This window comes from Xenorhabdus thuongxuanensis (assembly GCF_001908095.1).
GTDB classification, from domain to species: Bacteria; Pseudomonadota; Gammaproteobacteria; order Enterobacterales; family Enterobacteriaceae; genus Xenorhabdus; species Xenorhabdus thuongxuanensis.
Window position 1 is genome coordinate 1 of sequence record NZ_MKGR01000028.1, and the last position, 22,572, is coordinate 22,572.

Annotated in this window: 18 protein-coding genes, 1 pseudogene and 1 other annotated feature; of the genes and pseudogenes, 8 read left to right on the forward strand and 11 right to left on the reverse strand. The window is 42.2% G+C overall.

Annotated features, from left to right (window positions below; all coding sequences use genetic code 11):
• The first annotated feature begins 168 nt into the window (after positions 1–168).
• The 3 genes and pseudogenes from Xentx_RS15145 to Xentx_RS15155 form a co-directional block, all read left to right on the forward strand.
• Positions 169–1,512, forward strand: a complete 1,344-nt coding sequence (locus Xentx_RS15145) for an MFS transporter (protein ID WP_083601015.1) — start codon at positions 169–171, stop codon at positions 1,510–1,512.
• A gap of 138 nt (positions 1,513–1,650) precedes the next feature.
• Positions 1,651–2,850, forward strand: a complete 1,200-nt coding sequence (locus Xentx_RS15150; protein ID WP_074021245.1) for an RNA-guided endonuclease TnpB family protein — start codon at positions 1,651–1,653, stop codon at positions 2,848–2,850.
• A 127-nt stretch (positions 2,851–2,977) separates the two neighbouring features.
• Positions 2,978–3,076: pseudogene (locus tag Xentx_RS15155) on the forward strand (IS1 family transposase); the annotation flags it as partial.
• A 156-nt stretch (positions 3,077–3,232) separates the two neighbouring features.
• Here the strand turns inward: Xentx_RS15155 and Xentx_RS15160 are convergent.
• Entirely contained in the window at positions 3,233–4,414 is a 1,182-nt protein-coding gene (locus Xentx_RS15160) for a Cmx/CmrA family chloramphenicol efflux MFS transporter (protein ID WP_074021180.1), read from the reverse strand.
• 375 nt (positions 4,415–4,789) lie between these two features.
• Between Xentx_RS15160 and Xentx_RS15165 the strand changes: the two genes are divergently transcribed.
• On the forward strand, positions 4,790–5,122 hold the full coding sequence (locus Xentx_RS15165) for a hypothetical protein (protein WP_074021182.1): 333 nt from the start codon (positions 4,790–4,792) through the stop codon (positions 5,120–5,122).
• A 126-nt stretch (positions 5,123–5,248) separates the two neighbouring features.
• Here Xentx_RS15165 and mog read toward each other — a convergent pair whose 3' ends face one another.
• From mog to tal, 3 genes are all read right to left on the reverse strand, one after another.
• Positions 5,249–5,824, reverse strand: coding sequence for a molybdopterin adenylyltransferase (mog, locus tag Xentx_RS15170; protein WP_074021185.1), 576 nt, complete (start codon positions 5,822–5,824; stop codon positions 5,249–5,251).
• 369 nt (positions 5,825–6,193) lie between these two features.
• Entirely contained in the window at positions 6,194–8,446 is a 2,253-nt protein-coding gene (locus Xentx_RS15175) for a TonB-dependent receptor domain-containing protein (protein WP_074021187.1), read from the reverse strand.
• A 245-nt stretch (positions 8,447–8,691) separates the two neighbouring features.
• Positions 8,692–9,645 carry a transaldolase gene (tal, locus tag Xentx_RS15180; RefSeq protein WP_074021188.1) on the reverse strand — a complete coding sequence of 318 codons (954 nt, stop codon included), beginning with the start codon at positions 9,643–9,645 and terminating at the stop codon, positions 8,692–8,694.
• 171 nt (positions 9,646–9,816) lie between these two features.
• Here tal and yaaA point away from each other — a divergent pair, with 171 nt between their 5' ends.
• Positions 9,817–10,593 (forward strand): peroxide stress protein YaaA, encoded by a 777-nt coding sequence (yaaA, locus tag Xentx_RS15185; protein ID WP_074021190.1) that lies wholly within the window; start codon positions 9,817–9,819, stop codon positions 10,591–10,593.
• An 84-nt stretch (positions 10,594–10,677) separates the two neighbouring features.
• Here the strand turns inward: yaaA and thrC are convergent, their stop codons facing one another.
• From thrC to thrA, 3 genes are read right to left on the reverse strand one after another with little or no spacing between them, the layout of a single operon-like run.
• Positions 10,678–11,970: a threonine synthase gene (gene thrC / locus Xentx_RS15190; RefSeq protein WP_074021191.1), complete on the reverse strand. Its 1,293-nt coding sequence runs from the start codon at positions 11,968–11,970 to the stop codon at positions 10,678–10,680.
• Positions 11,971–11,972: 2 nt separating this feature from the next.
• The gene (thrB, locus tag Xentx_RS15195) at positions 11,973–12,923 is read right to left on the reverse strand and encodes a homoserine kinase (RefSeq protein WP_074021193.1); all 951 of its coding nucleotides are present in this window, start codon (positions 12,921–12,923) and stop codon (positions 11,973–11,975) included.
• Positions 12,905–15,379 carry a bifunctional aspartate kinase/homoserine dehydrogenase I gene (thrA, locus tag Xentx_RS15200; protein ID WP_074021195.1) on the reverse strand — a complete coding sequence of 825 codons (2,475 nt, stop codon included), beginning with the start codon at positions 15,377–15,379 and terminating at the stop codon, positions 12,905–12,907. Before thrA ends, thrB begins: the two co-directional genes overlap by 19 nt.
• Positions 15,380–15,404: 25 nt before the next feature.
• Positions 15,405–15,520: a sequence feature (Thr leader region), on the reverse strand.
• Positions 15,521–16,225: 705 nt separating this feature from the next.
• On the opposite strand from thrA, the gene arcA reads away from it, so the two are divergent.
• Positions 16,226–16,942: a two-component system response regulator ArcA gene (gene arcA / locus Xentx_RS15205; protein WP_074021198.1), complete on the forward strand. Its 717-nt coding sequence runs from the start codon at positions 16,226–16,228 to the stop codon at positions 16,940–16,942.
• A 110-nt stretch (positions 16,943–17,052) separates the two neighbouring features.
• Here the strand turns inward: arcA and creA are convergent, their stop codons facing one another.
• A complete protein-coding gene (gene creA, locus Xentx_RS15210; protein ID WP_074021200.1) occupies positions 17,053–17,529 on the reverse strand; it encodes a protein CreA in 477 nt (158 codons plus the stop codon).
• A gap of 442 nt (positions 17,530–17,971) precedes the next feature.
• Here creA and robA point away from each other — a divergent pair, with 442 nt between their 5' ends.
• Complete coding sequence (gene robA, locus Xentx_RS15215; RefSeq protein WP_074021202.1) at positions 17,972–18,853, forward strand: MDR efflux pump AcrAB transcriptional activator RobA; 882 nt, start codon at positions 17,972–17,974, stop codon at positions 18,851–18,853.
• Here the strand turns inward: robA and gpmB are convergent.
• A complete protein-coding gene (gene gpmB, locus Xentx_RS15220; RefSeq protein WP_074021204.1) occupies positions 18,850–19,497 on the reverse strand; it encodes a 2,3-diphosphoglycerate-dependent phosphoglycerate mutase GpmB in 648 nt (215 codons plus the stop codon). The genes robA and gpmB overlap by 4 nt on opposite strands.
• A 54-nt stretch (positions 19,498–19,551) precedes the next feature.
• On the opposite strand from gpmB, the gene yjjX reads away from it, so the two are divergent.
• Complete coding sequence (yjjX, locus tag Xentx_RS15225) at positions 19,552–20,079, forward strand: inosine/xanthosine triphosphatase (RefSeq protein ID WP_074021206.1); 528 nt, start codon at positions 19,552–19,554, stop codon at positions 20,077–20,079.
• An 82-nt stretch (positions 20,080–20,161) separates the two neighbouring features.
• Here yjjX and trpR read toward each other — a convergent pair whose 3' ends face one another.
• Positions 20,162–20,485, reverse strand: a complete 324-nt coding sequence (gene trpR, locus Xentx_RS15230; RefSeq protein WP_074021208.1) for a trp operon repressor — start codon at positions 20,483–20,485, stop codon at positions 20,162–20,164.
• A gap of 54 nt (positions 20,486–20,539) precedes the next feature.
• Complete coding sequence (gene sltY, locus Xentx_RS15235; RefSeq protein WP_074021211.1) at positions 20,540–22,462, reverse strand: murein transglycosylase; 1,923 nt, start codon at positions 22,460–22,462, stop codon at positions 20,540–20,542.
• Positions 22,463–22,572: the final 110 nt, after the last annotated feature.

Here is a 22,572-nt window from a genome sequence, read left to right on the forward strand (position 1 = left end):
TGGGGATAACAGTTCGGATTTTCCCATGAGTAGCCTTACTGGCAGAGCCAATCTGTCGATGACCACCTCCGCAGGAGGTGGTATTCAGTTATGAATAAATAATTATATTGAATGCTTTAATAAAAAGCATGTGCCTCATGCCGCTTTTATAGAACAGGAGTTTTTATAATGTCGTCTAACAACATATCCTCTATAAGTAACGATAAATCACAGATAAAATCTCATTCAAATCAGCGTCTGGCATTTATGGTTCTAGCAATCGTACAATGTATTCTCATTTTCACGATTGCAATTGTTACCGTTCCACTTCCAAAAATCGCGTTAGAATTCAACCTCACATCTGCTGATCTGCTTCTTGTTCTTGCTGCTTACGGCCTCCCATTCAGTGGCTTACTCTTGTTTGGAGGACGGTTGGCCGATAGGTTTCAGGGGCGACGAATGTTTGCCATTGGTTTATTCATCTTCGGTATATCTTCTGTGATTGCTGGCTTTTCTCCCACTTTCGAAATGCTTGTTGCCATGCGATTTACTCAAGGGATAGGTGGAGCCTTAACAGCACCGGCTGCAATGGCTGTGCTGCGTGCCTTATTCCCGGAATCCAATGCCTTTGCCAGAGCAATGACCACATGGGGAGGTGTTTCCGTTTTGGGTGCCGTCTTAGGATTTATCATCTCTGGTGTAGTAACAACGTGGGTTTCCTGGCGATGGATGTTTGCTGTTCCTGTCCTTGTTTCAGTCATAGGCTTGCTCAGCACTCACAGTCTACTTCCAGCCGGAATTGATGAGTCTCATCAGCGTCGGTCTAAATTAGATCTGATTGGTGCAATATTTGCTACGCTTGGTATTTCCTTAAGTAGTTATGGTTTGATATTAACTGGCGATCATCCGTGGACATCGTCAGTGGTATTGCTCCCACTACTGATCGGTCTTGGCTCATTAGTTGCCTTTAATGTACTCGAACGTTTCGTCCGTGATCCACTCCTTCCCCCTGGGTTTATTTTCGAGCGGTATCGGATCACGGGACTATTTGGCATGTTTCTGGCTGCCGTAGGCTCAGGGGTTGTCAACTTTGTTTTATCCCTCTACTTACAACAAGAGCTGGGATGGACACCGCTCATGACAGCCGGCGCATTCCTGCCGTTCGCAGTTGCTCTCATCGTGACAGGACAAATGACAACACCTTTAATTGGTCGCATAGGTGCAACACGGGTGACAAGCCTGGGATTATTTATCGCTGCTATTGGGCTTGGATTGTTGATTGGTCTTGACAAAAACACAACTTACATAGTGGGATTACTGCCCAGTCTGGTTCTCGTCGCAATAGGCATTTCACTGGCTTTTTCAGGCTCTGCGGTACTTTCCACAATGAATGTTCCACAGCATCAGGCGGGTCTGGCTGGTGGGGTCATGAATACTGCCATGGAACTCGGTCCAACTGTAGGTTTGGCAGGATTAATGGCTATGGCCGCAACACAATCATGTCGCATTCGAGTTTTGTTGCTGCTGAAGTAAAAGTCTCTCGTAGTTGTTCAATCATGCGTCTATCGAAGAGTTTTCGGCGAAAACCTGCGAACGATTCATTGTGTATACTCAATTGAAAGATTCCTGTCACGTGTTACGATAGTTGAAATATATCAATGAGCGCTGATGATGTTAAGGGCCACAAAAGTCCGCATTTATCCCACTCCCGAACAGGCTGAATATCTTAATGCCCAGTTCGGTGCGGTGCGTTTTGCGTATAACAAGGCTCTGCACATAAAAAAACACATTTATAAGTATCATGGGGTGAGTTTAAACCCCCGTAAAGACCTTAAGCCATTGCTGGCAACCGCGAAGAAATCACGAAAATACGCGTGGCTCAAAGCGTATGATTCCATTGCGTTACAGCAGGCTGTCATCAATTTAAATACGGCCTTTGATAACTTTTTTAATCCAAAACGCCGCGCCAGATTTCCGGCATTTAAACGCAAGCATGGCAAACAATCCAGTTATCACTGTGTGGGCGTGAAAGTATTGAATAATGCCATAAAAATTCCCAAGCTGGCGCCGATAGAAGCCCGTATCCACCGAGAAATCCAGGGTGAAGTGAAAAGCATTACTCTGTCGCGAACGCCAACGGGAAAATATTTTGCTTCAATGCTTTGTGATGATGGCAAAGAAACCCCCGTTCCTCCTGATGTGATTGATGCAGATAAAAGCACCGGATGTGACCTTGGGTTAACCCATTTCCTTATCCGTTCTGATGGCAGGAAACAGGCCAATCCGCGCTATTCAATCCGAGCCAGTAAGAACTTACGGCGCAAGCAGAAAGCGCTTTCACGAAAACGAAAAGGCAGTAAAAATCGGAATAAAGCGCGTTTACAGGTAGCCAAAAGCCATGAAAAAGTGGCGAATGGCCGCGGGGATTTCCAGCACAAATTGTCCCGACAACTCATTGACGAAAACCAAGCAGTGATAGTCGAGACACTGAAAACGAGCAATATGCTCAAAAACCGCAGGCTCGCGCGCCATATAGCGGATGCGGGCTGGCACAGCTTTGTCACGAAGCTCGAATATAAAGCCAAAGAAGCGGGAAAACATCTGGTCAGGCTGGACCAGTGGTATGCAAGTTCGAAAACCTGTCACCGTTGTGGTCACAAAGAAGCCGACATGCCGTTAAGCCAGCGGGACTGGATATGTCCAGCCTGCCAGACGGCGCATGACAGGGATATCAATGCGGCGTTAAATATTAAGCAGCAAGGTTTATTTGAATTACAGGCGGCGGGTCTCGTCGTCTCTGCCCATGGAGGCCAGCGTCAGACTTGTCACGCACAAGCAGCGGCCTGTGAAGTGGGAAGCCTCGCCCGATAGGGCGGGGAGCAGTCACTGTCAGAATTGCAATGAAGTCATCTTAAAATGAAGGCATTGCGAGCAAGTGGGAAGCGTCTGATTTTACCGCAGAAAAGAAAACGTAAGCCAATACTAAAACAAATCGGATAAAAGACTGAATAGAAAAACAATAGGTTATTCTAAATCGGAAGAGATGCACGACAAAGTAATAGGTACATTTATTGAGCGTGAAAACTACCTAAAGTGATAAAGAATATGCTGTTGTAGTTTACTCTTAGGTACGAACTCAATTGGATAAAATTTAAGTTCAGGTTACGGTAACAAACTCACAACAGCATACTTGGCTAACAATCAAGAGATATCGGCTGTAAAAGTGATAATCAGGGTATGAGTTAAATTAAACCTAATATTTCTTATTATGAAAATATGTATCCATCAGGATTGGAATAAGAGCGATTATTGCTAGTAGTGCTCCAACCCAACCCACAGAAGGTAATCCATAGCCTGCCTTTATAGCTAATCCACCAAATAAGGGAGCTAATGTAATCCCAAGTTGGAAAGCAGATACATTGGTTGCTCCGGCTAGTGTTGGGGCATCTGCTGCGATTGTGTAAACCCTATTCATCACCGCAGGGTTAACAACAAAGCCAAATATACCAAGTAGAAATACCAAATAAATTGTCGCCATCAAATTTTCTGCCCAAAAAGCCAATGCAAGAGAGATAGCAATTACGCCAAGTGTTCCAATAACCAGAGTTTTGAATGGATATTTATCGGCTGTTCTCCCACCAATAGTTAATCCAATAAAAGCCCCGATACCAAAAAGAGAGAGCACTGCGGGCAACCAAGCAACAGTTAATTGACTCGTATCAATAAGCAATGCACCTAAGTAGCTAAATGTCGCCATGTAAGCTGCCGTTGTCAATATGGTAGTGCCATAAGCAATCCACAATTTGGGTTTAGCCATGACTCTTAGTTCAGTATGTAATGTAAGTTTCTGTCCCTTGCTTTGCATGTTAGGCAGCATAAACCACAAAGCAAATGCTGTAATTGAAGTTGCTACTGCAACGGCCCAAAAACCTGCACGCCAACCAGCGATATCACTGATCATAGTTCCCAATGGCCCTCCGACAACCATTGCCAAGCTTAGTCCACTCACCACAATGGATAATGCCCTAGCAGTACGATCCTGAGTCACTAAATTAACGGCTGTCGTTGCAGCAACCGCCCAAAATCCAGCGTAAGCTACACCGCTCACAATACGTGCAACCAATAATGACCAATAGTCCGTTACAAGCATCCCAATGGCAGTAGCTGCAACAAATAATGCTTGACTTATCAACAAAGTTGCACGTTTCGGCCAGCGCAGAGTTGCCACAGCCAACGGTGGTGCTCCCAACAAAACACCAATGGCAAAGGCTGAAATCAACATACCTGCGGATGGTAAAGAAACCTGTAAGTCTTCGGCAATCTTAGGTAACACGCCCGAAATTAAAAATTCAGAGCTTCCCATTGCAAACAAACTTAAGCCAAGGAGATAGACTGCTATAGGGACACTTGATTGAGTGACATTTGAGATAGACATAGTGAACTCCAGAGTTGTTGACTAAGACATAAAATATTATTCAATTAAACAATTTATTGTTTTTATGTCAAATGCAATTTGTCAAAAATAACAGTGAAGAAACAAATCAATAATAAGAAAAAAATATATGAAAATAAAAATATATATTCCGTCGATAAAAATAATACAAATTAAATATCTAGCGATCACAATCACATTTCTTTTGATTAAAAATTGAGCCAGCATTAAAAGTAAATAAAATCAGAAATTGATTGTTACTGCTTAGATAGGAAAAATCTGGCATCGGCTTTCTCCACGGTATAGAGAGATATCAATAAACTAAAAGCCCATCCTGATATCATTACGGTTGTCGAAAGTGGAGGGTAATTTCAGGTTGTGATTGGTAATCAAGTCAAAGAGGTATATCAGGTTATTCAGCAAGTGTTGGCACCTCCTGATGAAACATCCTTAATGACAAATCCAACAGGCAAGCGAGATAATTTATTTAACCATTTTATCGATATTATTTCGGGTATCTTTACCCCATTTTTAGGAGTAATGGCAGCTTCAGGGATTTTAAAAGGCTTGCTTGCAGTTGCCATTGCATTTCATTGGCTAACGCTTGATAGCGGTACTTATCGTATCTGGTATGCAGCCAGTGACTCGCTGTTTTATTGTTATTTACCCAGTTCAGAATGGGGTTGGCAGATAGATCCCCTTGGTTTATAGACAAGTGATTGCAACCAATGGCAGTAGTTTGAGTGAATGATTCTATTTTTGATTCATAAGGTTCTGAGTCTGTTCAGAACCTTTATGGCCTTCAATTATTCATAGCAACAAGCAACATATGGATTTTTAACGACGTGCACTTTTTGGCCTGAATGCGGCTACAACGCTTTCATCTGTTTCTACATAAGGGCCATCCAGCAATTGGATGCAGTAGGGAACACTGGCGAAAATTCCCGCTACCAACACCTTGCCATCTTCGTTTTTTAATCCTTCTAGTGTTTCTGCGATGGCTTTCGGTTGTCCAGGAAGGTTTAGAATTAGCGCTTGATTGCGGATCACGCCGACTTGTCGGGACAGAATGGCTGTTGGTACAAACTGAAGGCTGATTTGGCGCATTTGTTCCCCAAATCCTGGCATTTCACGATCAGCAATTGCCAGCGTTGCATCCGGCGTTACATCGCGACGTGCGGGGCCTGTCCCTCCAGTGGTTAGTACCAGGTGGCATCCCAATTCATCGACCAATTCACACAATGTTTGTTCAATCAGGATTTTCTCATCAGGGATCAGGTGGGTTTCTACGCTAAAAGGTGTGGTAATCGCTTTTTTCAGCCATGCTTCCAGTGCGGGTAGCCCTTTATCCTGATAAACGCCATTTGACGCACGATCAGAAACAGACACGAGGCCAATGCGCAATACATTCATACAAACCTCAATTAATTATAAAAAATAGGCAAAATAATAAAATTTGTTGGCTGCAACTTGAAATTTATTGAATATAAGTTATAGCTAAATAGATGGTAACATGCCCCCAACTTCGTTGCAGCGTAATAATATTTCTACTATTCACCTTGGTATTGTGGAAAATTTCATCGTCCACATCCATCTTCTGGTACAGATAAAGGTGTGGGAAAGCAGATGAAGCTTAAAGCTATAAAATCACACTGCACTGCTTTAATCATAGCCTGAGGAATTCTACTATTCTGTTTTCTTTAACAAAAACTTTGATCGTTCCTCAGGCACTGAGTTTCCTTTCTTAAGCAGAGTTCGGGTTATTTAAGCAACTTTTTTTGATCAAAAAGTCGCTGTTACACCTAACCTGAATGTACGACCAGGAGAAGGAATGTAACCCACATTAATTGGTTGTATATAATATCTGTCAAAAACATTATCCACAGTAAAATCTGCTATTATGTTTTTATTTATCATTAATGAACTTCTAAAATCAACAATTGTTGCCGGTTTATAATCGACAGGTGCTAACAATGGAGCAGAACCTCGTCCAATCCTAGCGGTTGGTATTGCTCTTTTATCAAAGTACGATATTCGTCCACCAATAGACAATTTGTTGTTAAGGAACCCTTGATTTATATCTAATGAATAGCTTTTTTTAGGTGGAATGTGGTTTGTTGCATAATCAGATGGAAGGTTCTCATTAACACATCCTTTTTCTTTCTTACAAAACTCAATATCTATATAGTAATTTGCTGATGCTTTTACTGTAAAATCCTTAATCTTATAGCTTGTCTCCAGTTCAACCCCTTCAAATTTTGCTTTATTGATATTATCAATATGCATTGAAAATTTATCCCATTGCCAGCTACGACTAATATAATTATCAATATTAGAGTTAAAATAACCGATGCTCAATTTTAACTCATCATTTGCTATTAAATTTTCAAAGCCAAACGCAGATCCTATTTCAATATTTTTCATAGTTTCATGCTGTAGGTTATTATCTGCTTTCATAAAAAAGCCATTTGTCCCTTCAACTAATGAAGGAAATCTTGGACTTTGAGAATAACGACTATAGAGCATTATTTGTTTTATTGGCCTATATTCAACTCCAAAACTATATCCATAAGCCGTTCCATCTTTAGGTATTGATGGGATATCACCTTTATCTTTTAATGAATAACTTTTATGCTCAAGAGAAGATAATAAATTGATTTTACTGGTTAATTCATACTTCCCATTAACAAAAATACGGTATTCTTGTCTTGTTCCTTCCCGCTGGTGAGGATGCTGAGACCAAAAACCTTTGGCTGGTCCCGTTTTTTCGGTAAGATAACTCCCTCCCAGAAGTACATTTGTTGGTTTATTATACATGTCAAATTCTAAGTTATTGGAAAGATTAACCCCCCATGTATCAGATTTCTTTTCATCACCTAATGTATTTTGGGATGTTTTAGGTCTGTCTTTTAAATCTAAATGCCATAGAGAAAAGTTAATATCAATTAACGGGTTATTTGATTTCCAATCATAACCAAGTTTATATCTTGCTAAACGAACGTAAGCATTTGGTCCTTGTGATACTGAGACTGTAGTTCCTTTATCTATAGTTGTTGTATCTGCAACATATGTTTCACCAAAAGTACTATCATATAGGCTGTAAACAGCACTAACTCTGTGCTCATCATTAATCCATGCACTGGTTTTTAATAAATAAGAACGTGTATTCTCTGATGTATTAGGTACTGCTGCACCTTTAGGATAAATGGTATAACCAGCATCTTGGACAGTTTCGGCTGTTACGGGGCAAGGAGCTATATCGTCGTTATCATCATAATACTCATCCGGACATAAATACCCTGGTCGTGTATAATTATTGGTACCAAATCCTTTTTTCCCTGAATGATAATTCCCTCTGATACGTTTTGATACCCCAGCTAAAAGCTCGAAATTTTCATCTGCATAAGCAACCACCACACTTCCAGTGTTATTTTTTCCATTAAATATGTTTTCTTTTTTTGGAGACGGTTCATCATTCCATGTGTAATTATTATAGTTTGAGTGGTTACTTAAAATACTACCTTTTAGGCGTATACCAAAGTTATTACCTGGAATTAATATATCAGCAGGAGATATTGTTTTCATATTTACAGTACCACCTATCCCTGTAATACCAGAACCGCCATAAAATCCTTTTTTTATATCTACTTCACCGATGAAGTCTGGATCAATATAAGTACGGTTAGATACACCTTGATAGCCTCGATATAAGGCTGTTTGATTTATAGTATCATCCACACTAGTAGAAATTCTTCCTTGACCTTGTAAACCTCGAATATTGACATCTATTGCTCCTGATGATCTAGACTCACCAGATAGAACTCCCGATGTACTTTTAAATATATCAGCAGGATTAATGATTATTTGTTTATTTAATTCCTGACTATCTAGTAATACTTCATTATTCTTCTTTAAGTCTAATGAAGAATAAACATATATAGTATCGCTTGAATGCTCAGTAGTTGATTCATTCGCAGCGAAAGAGTAAAGCGGGCTGACTGCAAAAAGAGTTATAAAAAAGTGTGGGTTATTCATAAGATTACTACATTTGTTGATAATAATAACTATTATCATTATGCACTAATGATGTTCTTTGAACAACTTATCTTTAGGGAGTGTGGAACGAGCAGAGGGGCAAAATGTCAAATAGGGGTAAGATCAAATCGGTTTGATGGCAAGGCAAAAAAACAAACCCCATTAATTTTGAATGGAGTTTGTCAGTGCTTCAAGGCGCCCCATGAGTCGCCTTTGTACAAGAAAAAATAGCGTATCGCTTGAGATTACAGCAGATCAGCAATCATGCTCTCAAGTTTGCCTTGGTCTACTGCAAACTTACGGATACCTTCTGCCAGTTTTTCAGTTGCCATTGCATCTTGGTGGTGGTTCCAGTAGAACTCAGCTTCAGTCATTGGCGCTGGACGTTCTTTGGTTTTGCCTTCGTAACCCAGTTTGCGCTCAACTTCACCTTCTGTCTCAGACAGTTCTTTCAGCAGTGCTGGAGAGATTGTCAGGCGGTCACAGCCTGCCAGTTCCAGAATTTCACCTGAGTTACGGAAACTTGCACCCATAACAACCGTGTTGTAACCGTGCTCTTTGTAGTACTGATAAATTTCAGAAACAGAAATCACACCTGGATCTTCATGCGGTGCGAATTCTTGCTTGCCACTGTTTGCTTTGTACCAGTCAAGGATACGGCCAACAAATGGAGAAATCAGGTAGACACCGGCTTCTGCACAAGCACGTGCTTGGGCAAAGGAGAACAGCAGAGTCAGGTTACAGTTGATGCCTTCTTTTTCCAGTTGTTCCGCAGCACGGATACCTTGCCAGGTGGAAGCCAGTTTGATCAGGATGCGATCGTTGCTGATGCCCGTTTCGTTGTACAGTTTGATCAGACGTTTTGCTTTCGCTACGCTTGCTTCGGTGTCATAAGACAGGCGTGCATCAACTTCAGTGGAGATACGGCCAGGGATCAGTTTCAGAATTTCCAGACCAATGTTGACGGCCAATTTATCGCCGGCATCAATAACTTGTTGTTCACGGGAATCGCTTTGACCACGCGCCCATTCAACAGCTTCATCGATCAGTTGGCGATATTCTGGAATTTGAGCTGCATTCAAAATCAGGGAAGGGTTAGTGGTCGCATCTTGCGGCTGATACAGTTTCATCGCCTCGATATCCCCGGTATCTGCTACTACTGTTGTCAGTTTACGCAGGGAAGTCAGTTTATCGGTCATGTTTAATATCTCATCGTTATACGTAAAATCTTTGGCAACGTTGCCTCGCCATCTTGTGATAATAACATGGTCAAGCGCGGCTGTAAGGTAGGAAAATTCTATCGCCGAGATTCTCCTCTTTTTATTCTTTTTTGCTAAAGTGAGGGAAGTCTGGATTATTAGGAAAAAATAATGCTTATTACTATTTCACCTGCAAAAACACTCGATTATGCAAGTCCACTCGCAACAGAAAAGTTTAGTCAGCCGCTATTACTGGAGGAATCCCAACAACTGATCGAGGTTTGCCGTACGTTAACACCCGCGCAAATCGGCAGTTTGATGAACATTAGTGATAAGTTGGCGGGACTAAATGCTGCTCGTTTTGCAGAATGGCAGCCCAATTTCACGCCAGAAAATGCCCGTCAGGCGATTTTGGCATTTAAAGGTGATGTTTATACCGGTATGCAAGCTGAAACTTTTTCTGCTGACGATTTTGATTTTGCCCAAACACATTTAAGAATTCTATCTGGCCTGTATGGGGTTTTGCGTCCTCTCGACTTGATGCAGCCTTATCGTTTGGAAATGGGAATTAAGCTAGAAAATCCACGCGGTAAAGCTCTGTATCAGTTTTGGGGTGATTGTATTACTGAAAACTTAAATACAGCATTGGAACAGCAAGGTGATAATGTTCTGGTCAATCTGGCATCAGATGAATATTTCAAATCGGTGAACACCAAAAAGCTGGCAGCCAGGATTATCAAACCTGTTTTTCTGGATGAAAAAAATGGCAAATACAAGGTCATTAGTTTCTATGCTAAAAAAGCCCGTGGCCTGATGAGCCGTTTTATTATTCAGAACCAATTGACCGATCCAGCACAACTGGTGGAGTTCAATTTGGAAGGGTATGCTTTTGATGAATCTCTCTCTAAGGGAGATGAATTGGTGTTTAAGCGTTCTGAACAGAATTAGTTTCTTATTGTAACCAATTTTTAGTATATAAGGCCTTGTATGGAATCACTCCACCTATAAATGGGTGGAGTGATAAGTGACGCGTTATTTCGATGCCTTTTCCATCAAAAATTCACGCAATGTTGAGAAATCCGCGGGCATAACGTGGGAAAACACGTCCAGATCTGCACGTTCAGCTAACGCTTGTGGTAAGGACAATGGTTGGCCGAGTGTTGCTTCGACGCTTTCCTTAAATTTGGCTGGATGAGCAGTACCCAGGAACAAGCCATATTCCCCTTCTTGTAATTGATCACGCAAAACACGATAAGCGACGGCAGCATGTGGTTCAGTAATATAGCCTTTTGCCGCTAGTTCGCGCATGGTGCTTTGAGTGGTTGCATCATCCACAACGCCGTTTGCCAGTTCACTCAGTGCCCAGCCTTTGCGTTTAAACAGTTCTTCAATGCGCGGCCAGTTATTGGGCTGGCTGACATCCATAGCATTGGACAGTGTCGGAATGGTCTGATGTGGCAGCCACTTACCTTCCGCTAAATAACGAGGAACGGTGTCATTAACATTGGTTGCCGCGATAAAACGTTTTACCGGCAATCCCAGCGATTTTGCCAGTAGCCCCGCGGTTAAATTACCAAAATTTCCGCTTGGGACGGAAATAACTAATTGTTCACGTTTTTCTGCTGGGATCTGCGCCACGGCTTCAAAGTAATAACAGATTTGTGCCAGTAGGCGGCTGATATTAATTGAATTAGCTGAGTTGAGATGTAAAGCCTGTTTCAGTTCTTCGTCATCAAAAGCCTGTTTGACCAATGCCTGACAAGCATCGAAATCCCCCTTGATAGCAACCGTATGGATATTGCCACCCAAAGTACAGAAGAGTTTTTCCTGCAATGGACTGATCTTGCCTTCGGGATAAAGGATCACAACCTGTACGTTATTCAAGCCATAGAAAGCATGGGCAACTGCGGCACCGGTATCACCGGATGTTGCAGTCAAAATAGTGACAGGCTGTTCTCCTGCAATCTGGGTAAGAATTTGTGCCATGAAACGGCCGCCAAAGTCTTTGAAAGCCAGTGTTGGGCCATGATAAAGCTCCAGTGAAGCGATGTCATCTTCAACAATCGCTACAGGGGCAGGGAAGACAAACGCATTTTTCACGCGGGCTGCCAATTGTTCTGCGGGAATTTCATCGCCGATAAAAGCAGAGAGAATGCGTTGACTGCGGCTGACAAAATCCAATTTCAATAACTCATTAATTTCATTACGGCTGAATTCTGGCAAATCCTGTGGAAAAAAGAGGCCTTGCTGTTTACCTAACCCTTGTTTTACCGCCTGTGAAAAACTGACCTGCTCGCTGTTGTCTTTTAAGTTATATAATTTCATGGTTACTTTACCTGTCGTGCGCCTGCGAGATCCAGACGGCAAATGTATACAAAGCCTTCATCATTCTGTACGTAATGTTGTTGCAGCCAGTGTGCAACCTCTTCAGCTACAGCCTTTTCATTACAAATTGCAAAAAGTGTTGGGCCGGAGCCGGAAATGCCGCACGCCAGCGCTCCTAATGTTTTGACTGCATCACGTGCATTGGCAAATCCTGGTAAGAGTTGTGTGCGATAAGGTTCTGCCACAACATCTTGCATTAATTTGGTAGCCAGTTCTGATTGCTGAGTGTGACAGGCATGGATAAAACCAGCAAAGTGACGTCCATGCTCAATGATGTCCTTACGGGCATAGTGATTGGGCAGGATTGCACGGGCTTCTGCCGTCGATACTTTGATGCCAGGATAAGCCATTACCCACAGCCAATCATCAAATGTGGGAACAGGCAGACAGGTGGTCTCTTCCTGAGATAATATTAGTTGCAATCCACCCAAATAGCAGGGAGCGACATTATCATAATGAACACCTCCGGAAATACGCCCTTCTAATTCTCCCATCATGTCCAGCAACTGGTGTTGGTTAAATGGTCGGTCTGCATATTCATTCAATGCCACTAAACCGGCGACGACAGAGCAGGCACTGGAGCCTAATCCTGAACCGATCGGCATATTTTTCTCTAATGTCATGGCAACGGGCAGTTCTTTTCCCAACCGTTGACAAAAAAGCTGCCAGCATTGGTAGACAATGTTTTGTTTGGGATCGGCAGGTAATTTGCCAACAAATCGCCCTTTATTATTCAGGCTGAAACTTTCAGCTTCACTTACGGAAACACAATCTCCAAGTAACGAGCCATCAATGGGAGAAACTGCTGCGCCAAGCACATCAAATCCGACGCCAACGTTCCCGATAGAGGCAGGCGCATAAACCCTGATAACCATTAAACCCCCAATTTCCATGACAGAGTGCGTAATATATCAGCAAAAACGCCGGCTGCCGTTACATCATTTCCTGCGCCATAACCACGCAATACCAGCGGAATGGGTTGATAATAACGGGTGTAGAAAGCCAGAGCGTTTTCGCCATTCTTGACTTTATAAAGTGGATCATTGCCATCAACAGAGACAATTTTCACTGTACAACGGCCTTGCTCAATTAAGCCAACATAACGCAAGACTTTCCCTTGTTCTGTGGCTTGTTCCGCACGTTGGCTAAATTCCTGATCCAGTTGCGGTAAACGTTGCAGGAAACTGTCAACTTCGCCACTGGCGTCGAACGATATGGGTAAAACAGGTTCGACATGAATATCTTCTAGTTCCAGTTCATAACCCGCCTCGCGCGCTAAAATCAGCAGCTTTCGAGCAACATCCATGCCAGAGAGATCATCGCGTGGATCGGGTTCAGTAAAGCCTTTCTCTTTGGCTAGCATGGTCGCTTGTGACAGCGTCATACCTTCATCCAGCATACCGAAAATATAGGATAGAGAACCCGACAGGATGCCACTGAACTGCACTAATTCATCACCGGCATTAAGCAGATTTTGTAAGTTTTCGATAACCGGCAATCCAGCCCCTACGTTAGTGTCATACAGGAACTTACGTTTCGATTTTTCTGCGGCCTGACGGATTTGGCGATAATAAGCCATTGATAAAGTATTGGCTTTTTTATTTGGTGTGACAACGTTAAAGCCATCGCTGAGGAAGCTCGCATACTGTTCCGCAATCGACTGATTGGAAGTACAGTCCACAATGACTGGATTCAGGAGATGGTACTCTTTTTCAAGGCGGATCAGACGACTCAAGCTAAAAGGCTCAGTTGCTTCTGAAAGTGCCTGCTGCCAGTTATCTAAACAGATGCCTTGCACATCAGTCAATAAAGCGCGGGAATTGGCAATACCACAGACGCGCAAATCGATATGTTTCTGTTTGAGCCAGGTTTGCTGACGACGTATTTGCTCGATCAACGCACTTCCTACACCACCCACACCGACAACAAAGACCTCAACAACTTGAGCGGTATTAAACAGCATTTGATGGCAGAGACGAACAGCCGTAGTCGCGGCATCATTTTCAATGACGGCGGAAATGGAACGTTCGGAAGAGCCTTGCGCAATAGCAATGATGTTGATATTGGCGCGTGTTAATGCGGAAAAAAAGCGGGCAGAAGTCCCTGGCTGAGTACGCATACCATCGCCAACGACAGAAATAATGGCAAGATTGTCGATAGCGTCGATGGGATCAAGCACACCATCTTTCAGCTCCAGATAAAATTCTTCTGTCAGTGCCTTCTGGGTTTTTGCCAATTCTTTTTGTGGTACACAGAAGCTGATGCTGTATTCTGATGAGGACTGCGTGATTAATACAACGGAAATACCTTTGCGTGACATGACGGAAAAGATCCGTGCCGCCATCCCGACCATACCTTTCATTCCAGGACCGGAAACGTTGAACATCGCCATATGATTCAGATTGGTAATGCCCTTAATCGGCATGTCTTGATCTTTTTGTCCACCATCAATGAGTGCATCACCAATAAAAGTACCAGGCACATCGGGATTGGCCGTATTTTTTATCAGGCAAGGGATTTGAAACTGGGCAATCGGGGCGATAGTACGGGGATGAAGGACTTTTGCACCGAAATAAGACAATTCCATCGCTTCTTGGTATGACAGACTTTTTAGCAAACGTGCATCTTTCACCGCCCTTGGGTCACAAGTATAGACACCGTCTACATCAGTCCAGATTTCGCAACAATCTGCACGCAGGCATGCTGCCAATACTGCGGCTGAATAGTCAGAGCCGTTGCGTCCCAACACGACTAATTCGCCATTTTCATTTCCCGCAGTGAAACCAGCCATCAGGATGATGTGGTCAGCAGGAATGTTGAGTGCTGCAATGCGTTTGGAAGATTCATGGATATCGACGGTGGATTCGAGACAATGCCCATGCGCCAAAAGGTTTTCGACCGGATCAATGACAGTCACTTTATGACCACGAGCCTGTAGCACGGATTCCATGATGGAAACCGACAGTTTTTCACCACGACAGATCAGAGATGCATTAATGCTATCTGGGCATTGTTTTAACAAAGAAATGCCGTGCAGAGTCTGTTTAAGGTTGGCAAGTTCACGCTCTACTAGCCCTTTCAGGCGTTCATAATCAAACCCTGGTTGTTGTGCTTTCAATCCTGATAGTAGTTCAGCAAAGATTTGGGTAGCATCGCTCATATTGGAAACAATATCTTGCCCAGCAACCGTTTTTTCAATCATTGCTACCAGATGGTTTGTGATTTTTGCTGGTGCAGAGAGCACTAAGGCAACTTGCCCAAGGGATAACTCATTCTCGGCGATATCTGCAACGCTCAGTACACGCTGGTGATTCGCAACGGAAGTTCCGCCAAATTTCAATACTCGCATTAACGTTCTTCTCCTGATTTCTGTCCAAAAAAAAGCCCGTATCTTGTGGGATACGGGCTCATTGTCGTTTTATGTGTATGCGTCAGCCCGCACCGCAACTCATGGTTCCGGTGGTAATCGTGGTTGTAGTAATGGTTATAGTGGTGTTTGCAAGAACCATTTTTTTCGGGCTGATGTGGTGCATAGTTTCCTGTCTGTCTTTTTAATTCGCTTGACCCCCTATTGGTTAAATTAAATTGTGGTCAATGTCAAATATTTTTTATGGAGAAAGAAGAAAAAAACGTCATTTTCCGTATCGAAATTATTCAAAATATAGCCCAAATGACAAATCATTATTTGGTTAGTCAGGCTATTTATTAGCATTTAATTTTGCAAAAAACATATTTTGTAATTATTTTATCTTTATGATAAAAACGTATCATCTGGATATTTTAGTGTCGAATGAATTTCTGCAAGTGTTCACGATACTCCAATACCTATTAACATAATTTATTCAATTTAATAACAAATGGCCTAGATTAAAATTAACAATTACAATTAATGTTAACGTGCTACAATTGATTTTGATATGTATCAACAAAAGTTAGTTTTTTTAGAAGGCAAATGCATTACTAGCTGTTATATTGCTGTTAATAGACTAATATAGAAGCCTCGTTTAAATCGGGTTTTTTCGGGTATGTACCCTCTAGGAAAGCGACGCTAGCTTTTAGCGTAAAACATATCAAAACATTTATTTCGGGCATAAGCTGGTTTTCTGTTACTCAGAACAAGATCAGCATATTTTCTTTTAATAATAACAGCTTGTGTCATACAGATTCTGTTTTTTAGCGATTTTAGGTAGCAACCATGCAAACCCCGCACATTTTGATTGTTGAAGACGAAATTGTCACACGTAATACCCTTAAGAGTATTTTTGAAGCGGAAGGGTATGTTGTTTATGAAGCCAATGATGGTTCAGAAATGCACAATATTCTGTCAGATAACGATATCAATTTAGTCATTATGGATATCAATCTGCCAGGTAAAAATGGGTTACTGCTTGCTCGTGAATTACGTGAGCAGGCAAATGTTGCGTTGATGTTCTTAACAGGCCGTGATAATGAAGTGGACAAAATTCTTGGTCTCGAAATCGGTGCTGATGATTATATAACTAAGCCATTTAACCCACGCGAATTAACCATCCGTGCACGTAATTTGCTTTCGCGGACAATGAACCTGAGTCATCCAGGTGAAGAGCGCCGCCAAGTTGAAAGTTATAAATTCAATGGATGGGAGCTGGATATCAATAGCCGTTCTTTGGTTAGCCCGATGGGAGATCATTACAAACTGCCGCGTAGCGAATTCCGTGCGATGCTCCATTTCTGTGAGAATCCAGGAAAAATCCAAACCCGTGCAGAATTGTTGAAAAAAATGACGGGCCGCGAACTGAAACCTCACGATCGTACTGTTGATGTAACTATTCGCCGTATTCGTAAACATTTCGAATCGATACCAGATACTTCAGAAATCATTGCGACTATCCACGGTGAAGGTTACCGTTTCTGTGGTGATTTAGAAGAATGATTGATACCTTTTTATAGGTATATATTCTACATAGCGTATCTGTCAAAAAGCCCTGTATGTCTTATGGCATTAGGGCTTTTCAGTCGGTGCTTGCCTCAGTGATGAGTTAGTTACTCTTTCCACGGCATAATCGGTACAGCACTGATTGCATTTTTAGGGGAACCATCGATCACTTTGTCAGAATAAGTTAAATAAATTAGTGAATTACGATTTGGGTCATAGAAGCGTACAACCTGCAATTTTTTAAATACCAAAGAAGTGCGTTTTTGGAAGACGACTTGTCCTTTCTTGGCGGATTTTTTTATCTTATCTGCTAATTCGATCGGGCCAACTTGTTGGCAGGATATGGCTGCATCAGATGTATCTTCTGCCAATCCCAATCCTCCTTTGAGCCCTCCAGTTTTGGCTCTGCTCAGATAACAGGTGACATTTTTAACGTCAGGGTCATCAAAAGCTTCTATCACTATCTTGTTATCAGGGCCAAAAAGTTTGAATACTGTGTCAACAGAACCGATTTCTTCAGCATGCAGGAGCACAGGAGAAAAGAGTAAGGTAGCTGCTATCACTATTTTCTTCATTGTTGCCATATTTAAGTCCACTTGAATTAAATAAATACAGTGAAAATATCTATCATTCACATATAATGTAATGCAATAAATTTAATTAAATCATTTCCACCGTGAATGTATCTGTAGTGAAAAATTGCGGCATTATAGCTGAATATGCCCACAAAACGAGTAAGTAATGGTCTTTAGAAAGTTACGCCATTGGAATTAGGTTGGCATTCAGTACGGCAATAGTAAATGTATTTTTTATTATAGTTCAAAGTATTAATTTATTTTCCAAGACAATGCTTGACATATTACCAATTCTAATAATAATTTATTCCAAGAAAAAGCTTGTTTAATTCATTGATGGTTTGTTGATAACATCAATGTAACAATCAATATGCCTAAATGGAATAATCTTGGCATAAGTCGTTTTACATTTATATGATTTTCTTTTTGTCTTAATGACTGAGGGAGATGTATGGATCAAACCAACATCATTCGAGACTTGCTGCATTGGGTGGATAATAATCTGGATCGTCCATTGTCTCTTGATAACGTTGCAGCAAAAGCAGGTTACTCCAAATGGCACTTGCAGCGCATGTTCAAGGAGGTAACAGGCCAGGCAATAGGTTCTTATATCCGTGCGAGAAGATTATCCAAAGCCGCCGTTGCATTACGTTTAACCAGCCGTCCCATCTTGGACATTGCTTTGCAATATCGCTTTGATTCTCAGCAAACTTTTACAAGAGCTTTCAAAAAGCAATTTGACCGAACGCCAGCAGCCTATCGTCGAAGCGAAGAGTGGTGCGCAAAAGGAATATGTCCTCCCATTTTGCTGGATAACAAACCTCTGCCAGAGCACAAATTTGTTACATTGGAAGAGAAGCTACTTATCGGCACTGAGCATACTTGTAGTTATACGCTTGAGCAGTGGTCAGAAGATTGCAAGAATATGCGTCATGAGTTTTGGATTAACTATCTACAGGATGCTGAGGTATTACCACCAAGACTTTATGGATTACACCATACGACCCTCTGTATGGAGAGAGAAGATGAACAGACAGTGTTCTATACCACAGCTATAGAACCAGAATATGCTACCTTTGATACCAAAGATAGCCGTCCAGTTGTCTTGCCGAGCGGGGATTATATTTCATTCAGTTATTTTGGTGATAAAGATCAATTACAAGAGTTTCTCTTTACCGTTTATGGTGTCTGTCTGCCAACATTAAACATAACTCGCAGAAAGGGATACGATGTCGAGCGATATTACCTCACTAATCTTGAATGGAAAAATTTTGGGGATGAGACACAAAATCATATTGTGGAATTTGAGTATCTCATCCCAATTGAGCGCTAACCTTGTAATTCGTCCAAAGCGGGCATATCCAGATGAGTGATATCGCCCGTTGTTTCAACTATCCAACCTGGAGCCAGCCATGGGCTATTTTGATAATCCACCCGTGAGATGGAACAGTTTCTCAACCGTAGCCGGCGTTCTGAGTTAGCGGGAAGACCTAGGATAGAGCAGATCAAACTGACGAGTGCTATTCCATGACTGACCAACAGCGGACGGCTACCCGCAGGCAGGTTAAGGCAATTTTCTAGTGCAGCACGCATACGGGTAGATACTTCATGCATCGATTCACCTTCTGGGACCCGCCCATTTGGTGTACCATCAACAAGACTTTTACGCCAAGATTCTTCTTCTGGTGTGAGGGAAGTTAGTTCGCGATTTTCCAGAACGCCCATATGTAACTCTCGCAGGCGTGGTTCTAATATGACTTCGCAGCCACAGGCTTTCGCGATGATTTCTGCTGTTTGGCGTGTCCGACCAAGGTCACTAGTGATAACATGGGTAATGTTTTCTGATTTAATTCTTTGTGCGACCAAGTGAGCTTGGTGCTGACCCGTTTCAGTCAAAGGACTGTCCGATTGCCCCTGAATACGACGAGCCACATTCCATTCGGTTTCGCCATGACGAACAAGATAGACCTGTAACATAGTTATTTTCCGTTATACTGCATCATGAAATAGTTCAAAGGATAATTTATTTATATGTACCACGTTATTGCAGCAACAACTAACCCTGCTAAGATAAAAGCGATTAGCCTTGCATTCGATGATGTTTTTGGCCCAGGCACTTACCGCATAGAAGATGTTAATGTAGACAGTAGCGTACCTCAGCAACCCATTGGTAATACTGAAACTCGTACAGGTGCTCGTCATCGAGTTATGGCTGCTCGCCAAGTCCGGCCAGAAGCTGATTTTTGGGTTGGAGTTGAAGCAGGAATTGAAGATGACATGACGTTTGCCTGGATGGTTGTTGAACATAAACAAATTCGGGGAGAATCGCGTTCGGCCAGTCTGATGTTGCCAGAAAAAGTTTTGGAAGGCATTCGTAAAGGACGCGAACTTGGCCATGAAATGGCGGATGTAGCTGGCGTCGATAATATCAAGCAGAAAGGTGGTGCGATTGGCTTTTTTACCAACGGTATTCTGACGCGTACCAGCGTTTATCATCAGGCTCTGATATTGGCTCTTGTGCCTATCCATCATGAAATTTACAAAGAGTTAAATAATTAATTTTAACGTACGTAGTTGTATGGGGGTAGGATCAGATGACCCCCACTGCATTATTTAATTTGTTATTTTATCGTGGCTATTGTCAATCGGTTAGTAACTGATCTTCCAGCCACTTCTTAACATGGGCTGGTGCGTTTTTTAAGCCGTTGGAACCACGGGTAATTGTTGCAATACCAACACCTAGCTCATTTTTCAGTTCGCGCTGGCTCATTTGCCCACGCATTAATTCCTGAACAATCCGAACTCGCGTTGATAGCGCGGTACGTTCATCGGGAGTTAATAATAACTGCAAAATAGAATGTTGCAAATCTTGTTCAAATGCTATTTTTAACAACTCAACAAAAGTGAGCCAGTCATCGCTATCTTCCGGGGAAAGTGCCGGATCAATCAAATGATTTTGTGTCATAATTAACTGCCATACTATTTAACTAGTACGGCAGCATACCATATTTATCTTAAATTAATAACGTCTTTGCCATTCAGTATTTGTCAGTACATTTGATGACATTTTTCCCATAAAATTATGGTAAAACATGTCGTAGGCAAGAACATTTTTGACATAAGAGCGCGTTTCCGCAAAAGGAATGCTCTCAATAAAGGCGATTGGATCGATATTTCCAGCAGTGTTAGTCAACCAACGATCAACATTTGCAGGGCCAGCATTATAGGCGGCACTAGCAAGAATCCGGTTATTGTCAAAACGCTGGTAGACAGAATCCAGATAAGCGGTGCCAATTTTAATATTCGTAATCGGATCCATTAATTGATTGCTGTTGGCATAACCCTGAATTTTCTTACTCTTCACAGTATGCTCAGCGGTTTTGGGCATGATCTGCATTAACCCACTAGCCCCTTTGGAAGAACGAGCCTGTGGATCCCAGGCACTTTCCTGACGAGCAATTGCCATTGCATAACTTTGTGAAATATTTTTATCTGACGTGAAGTTTGCAAATTCGTTTTGCCATGCCATCGGGAAACGCTCTTCAAGGTGATCCCACATTTTTCCCGTAATGGTAGCTTGTACACTGAATGCGGGCCAGTGCTGCTCAAATGCATAACGGGCCAACTGTTCTTGTATCACGCGATCTTGCGAAGAAACCAGAAGGAGCCATTCTGAGCGGGCCAAATGATCCATATTCCAATACAACAACTCTCGAATACGCTTAATCGCTGGCATATTAGCAATGGAAAGATCGGGCTTCTCTGATTTATTGATGATCAGAGGATAAGAAATATGTAATTTCTGGGCTGCTACCATGGGATAAAAACCACGATGTTCGGTCAGCTTATGCAATATAGCATTGCCTTTTGCACTTTTCCCTTGATTGAGCAGAATAATAGCACTCCAGTATTGCCACTCATCTTGTTGCAACGTTTTTTGCGGTAGCAACGAAATCCATTCTTCAAGTCCAGAATGATCACCATCCCTCAATGCCAAGCGAGCACGTCTCTCGATCAATTTGATAGAGTGTGAATTGCGAATGGTATCATCCCGCCATTTTACTTGCTCTGGGGTGATATCTCCCATCAATTGCCATGCAACGATATCTTTTAATTGCTGCCTTTCGACGTCATTCATCTTTTGTGAGCGGACAAGTGTCGATATGCTTACTCTGGCAAGTTCAGCATTTGTGCGGGCAAATCGAGAAAAGTTCGTTATGATAACTGAGCGGGTGAATTCGGTAGGTGTGGCAGTTGTGGCAAATTGTTCAATTAATGTTGGATCATGTTGCAGCTTCAGTAAATTCGCACTCAGGCTTTGATAATGCAATGGTAAGCGTTTGGTAAGGTAGGTGACAAGTGTGGCGTTATTGGCTTTCATTGCCAATTCGATACGTTGCAAAATTAAATTTGCAGACAGGTATCCAGCTTGCTCCCAGGCAGTGAGTAGCTTATTGCAACGATCAGGTAATGAACTGCCGTTGAGCCAAATTTTTTGGGCGCCTTGCCAGGCGACTTGTTGGTGTCCCGTAGCCCATTGCGCAAAGTAATAATCACAGCGCTCTGCCACTGTATTTGGAGGATTGGGACTGAATGCCAGGATTCCGCTCCAATCACCATTGTTTGCCAGTAAACTGATAAATCGAGATGCCAGAGAATGTGCTGGTGGCAGGGTAGGATGAGTATTAATAAAGTGTTGAACTTGTTGAGGAGTGGTAGTTGCTAGATCCTGAGATAATTGACGATATTCCAGATATGGATACAAGGGATAATTTTTCAGCGTTGGCATCAGACGCGTCACTTCCGCCATATTTTTGGTATCCCATGCCTGCTTTATTTCTTGATATCGCTGACGTTGGGCATCCAGAGAATCAGCATGTGCCGCTCCAGCAACAACAGAAACCATACTCACAGCCATTACAAAATGCTGCCACTTACTCATTGCCACATACCCCTTCGGAAGACTACTATCAGTGTCCAAGTGCCCTGTATCTACATGCTCTGTTCAGGTGCGTTGTCCAAGTGAATTGTTAAGATGCTATGTAATTATAA

Coding starts and splice junctions, on each gene's coding strand:
- thrB (WP_074021193.1), bottom strand. CDS start 12,923: ATGGAAATTGGGGGTTTAATGGTTATCAGGGTTTATGCGCCTGCCTCT.
- arcA (WP_074021198.1), top strand. CDS start 16,226: ATGCAAACCCCGCACATTTTGATTGTTGAAGACGAAATTGTCACACGT.
- Xentx_RS15145 (WP_083601015.1), top strand. CDS start 169: ATGTCGTCTAACAACATATCCTCTATAAGTAACGATAAATCACAGATA.
- gpmB (WP_074021204.1), bottom strand. CDS start 19,497: ATGTTACAGGTCTATCTTGTTCGTCATGGCGAAACCGAATGGAATGTG.
- Xentx_RS15150 (WP_074021245.1), top strand. CDS start 1,651: ATGTTAAGGGCCACAAAAGTCCGCATTTATCCCACTCCCGAACAGGCT.
- trpR (WP_074021208.1), bottom strand. CDS start 20,485: ATGACACAAAATCATTTGATTGATCCGGCACTTTCCCCGGAAGATAGC.
- yaaA (WP_074021190.1), top strand. CDS start 9,817: ATGCTTATTACTATTTCACCTGCAAAAACACTCGATTATGCAAGTCCA.
- thrA (WP_074021195.1), bottom strand. CDS start 15,379: ATGCGAGTATTGAAATTTGGCGGAACTTCCGTTGCGAATCACCAGCGT.
- robA (WP_074021202.1), top strand. CDS start 17,972: ATGGATCAAACCAACATCATTCGAGACTTGCTGCATTGGGTGGATAAT.
- creA (WP_074021200.1), bottom strand. CDS start 17,529: ATGGCAACAATGAAGAAAATAGTGATAGCAGCTACCTTACTCTTTTCT.
- Xentx_RS15175 (WP_074021187.1), bottom strand. CDS start 8,446: ATGAATAACCCACACTTTTTTATAACTCTTTTTGCAGTCAGCCCGCTT.
- thrC (WP_074021191.1), bottom strand. CDS start 11,970: ATGAAATTATATAACTTAAAAGACAACAGCGAGCAGGTCAGTTTTTCA.
- Xentx_RS15160 (WP_074021180.1), bottom strand. CDS start 4,414: ATGTCTATCTCAAATGTCACTCAATCAAGTGTCCCTATAGCAGTCTAT.
- yjjX (WP_074021206.1), top strand. CDS start 19,552: ATGTACCACGTTATTGCAGCAACAACTAACCCTGCTAAGATAAAAGCG.
- mog (WP_074021185.1), bottom strand. CDS start 5,824: ATGAATGTATTGCGCATTGGCCTCGTGTCTGTTTCTGATCGTGCGTCA.
- sltY (WP_074021211.1), bottom strand. CDS start 22,462: ATGAGTAAGTGGCAGCATTTTGTAATGGCTGTGAGTATGGTTTCTGTT.
- tal (WP_074021188.1), bottom strand. CDS start 9,645: ATGACCGATAAACTGACTTCCCTGCGTAAACTGACAACAGTAGTAGCA.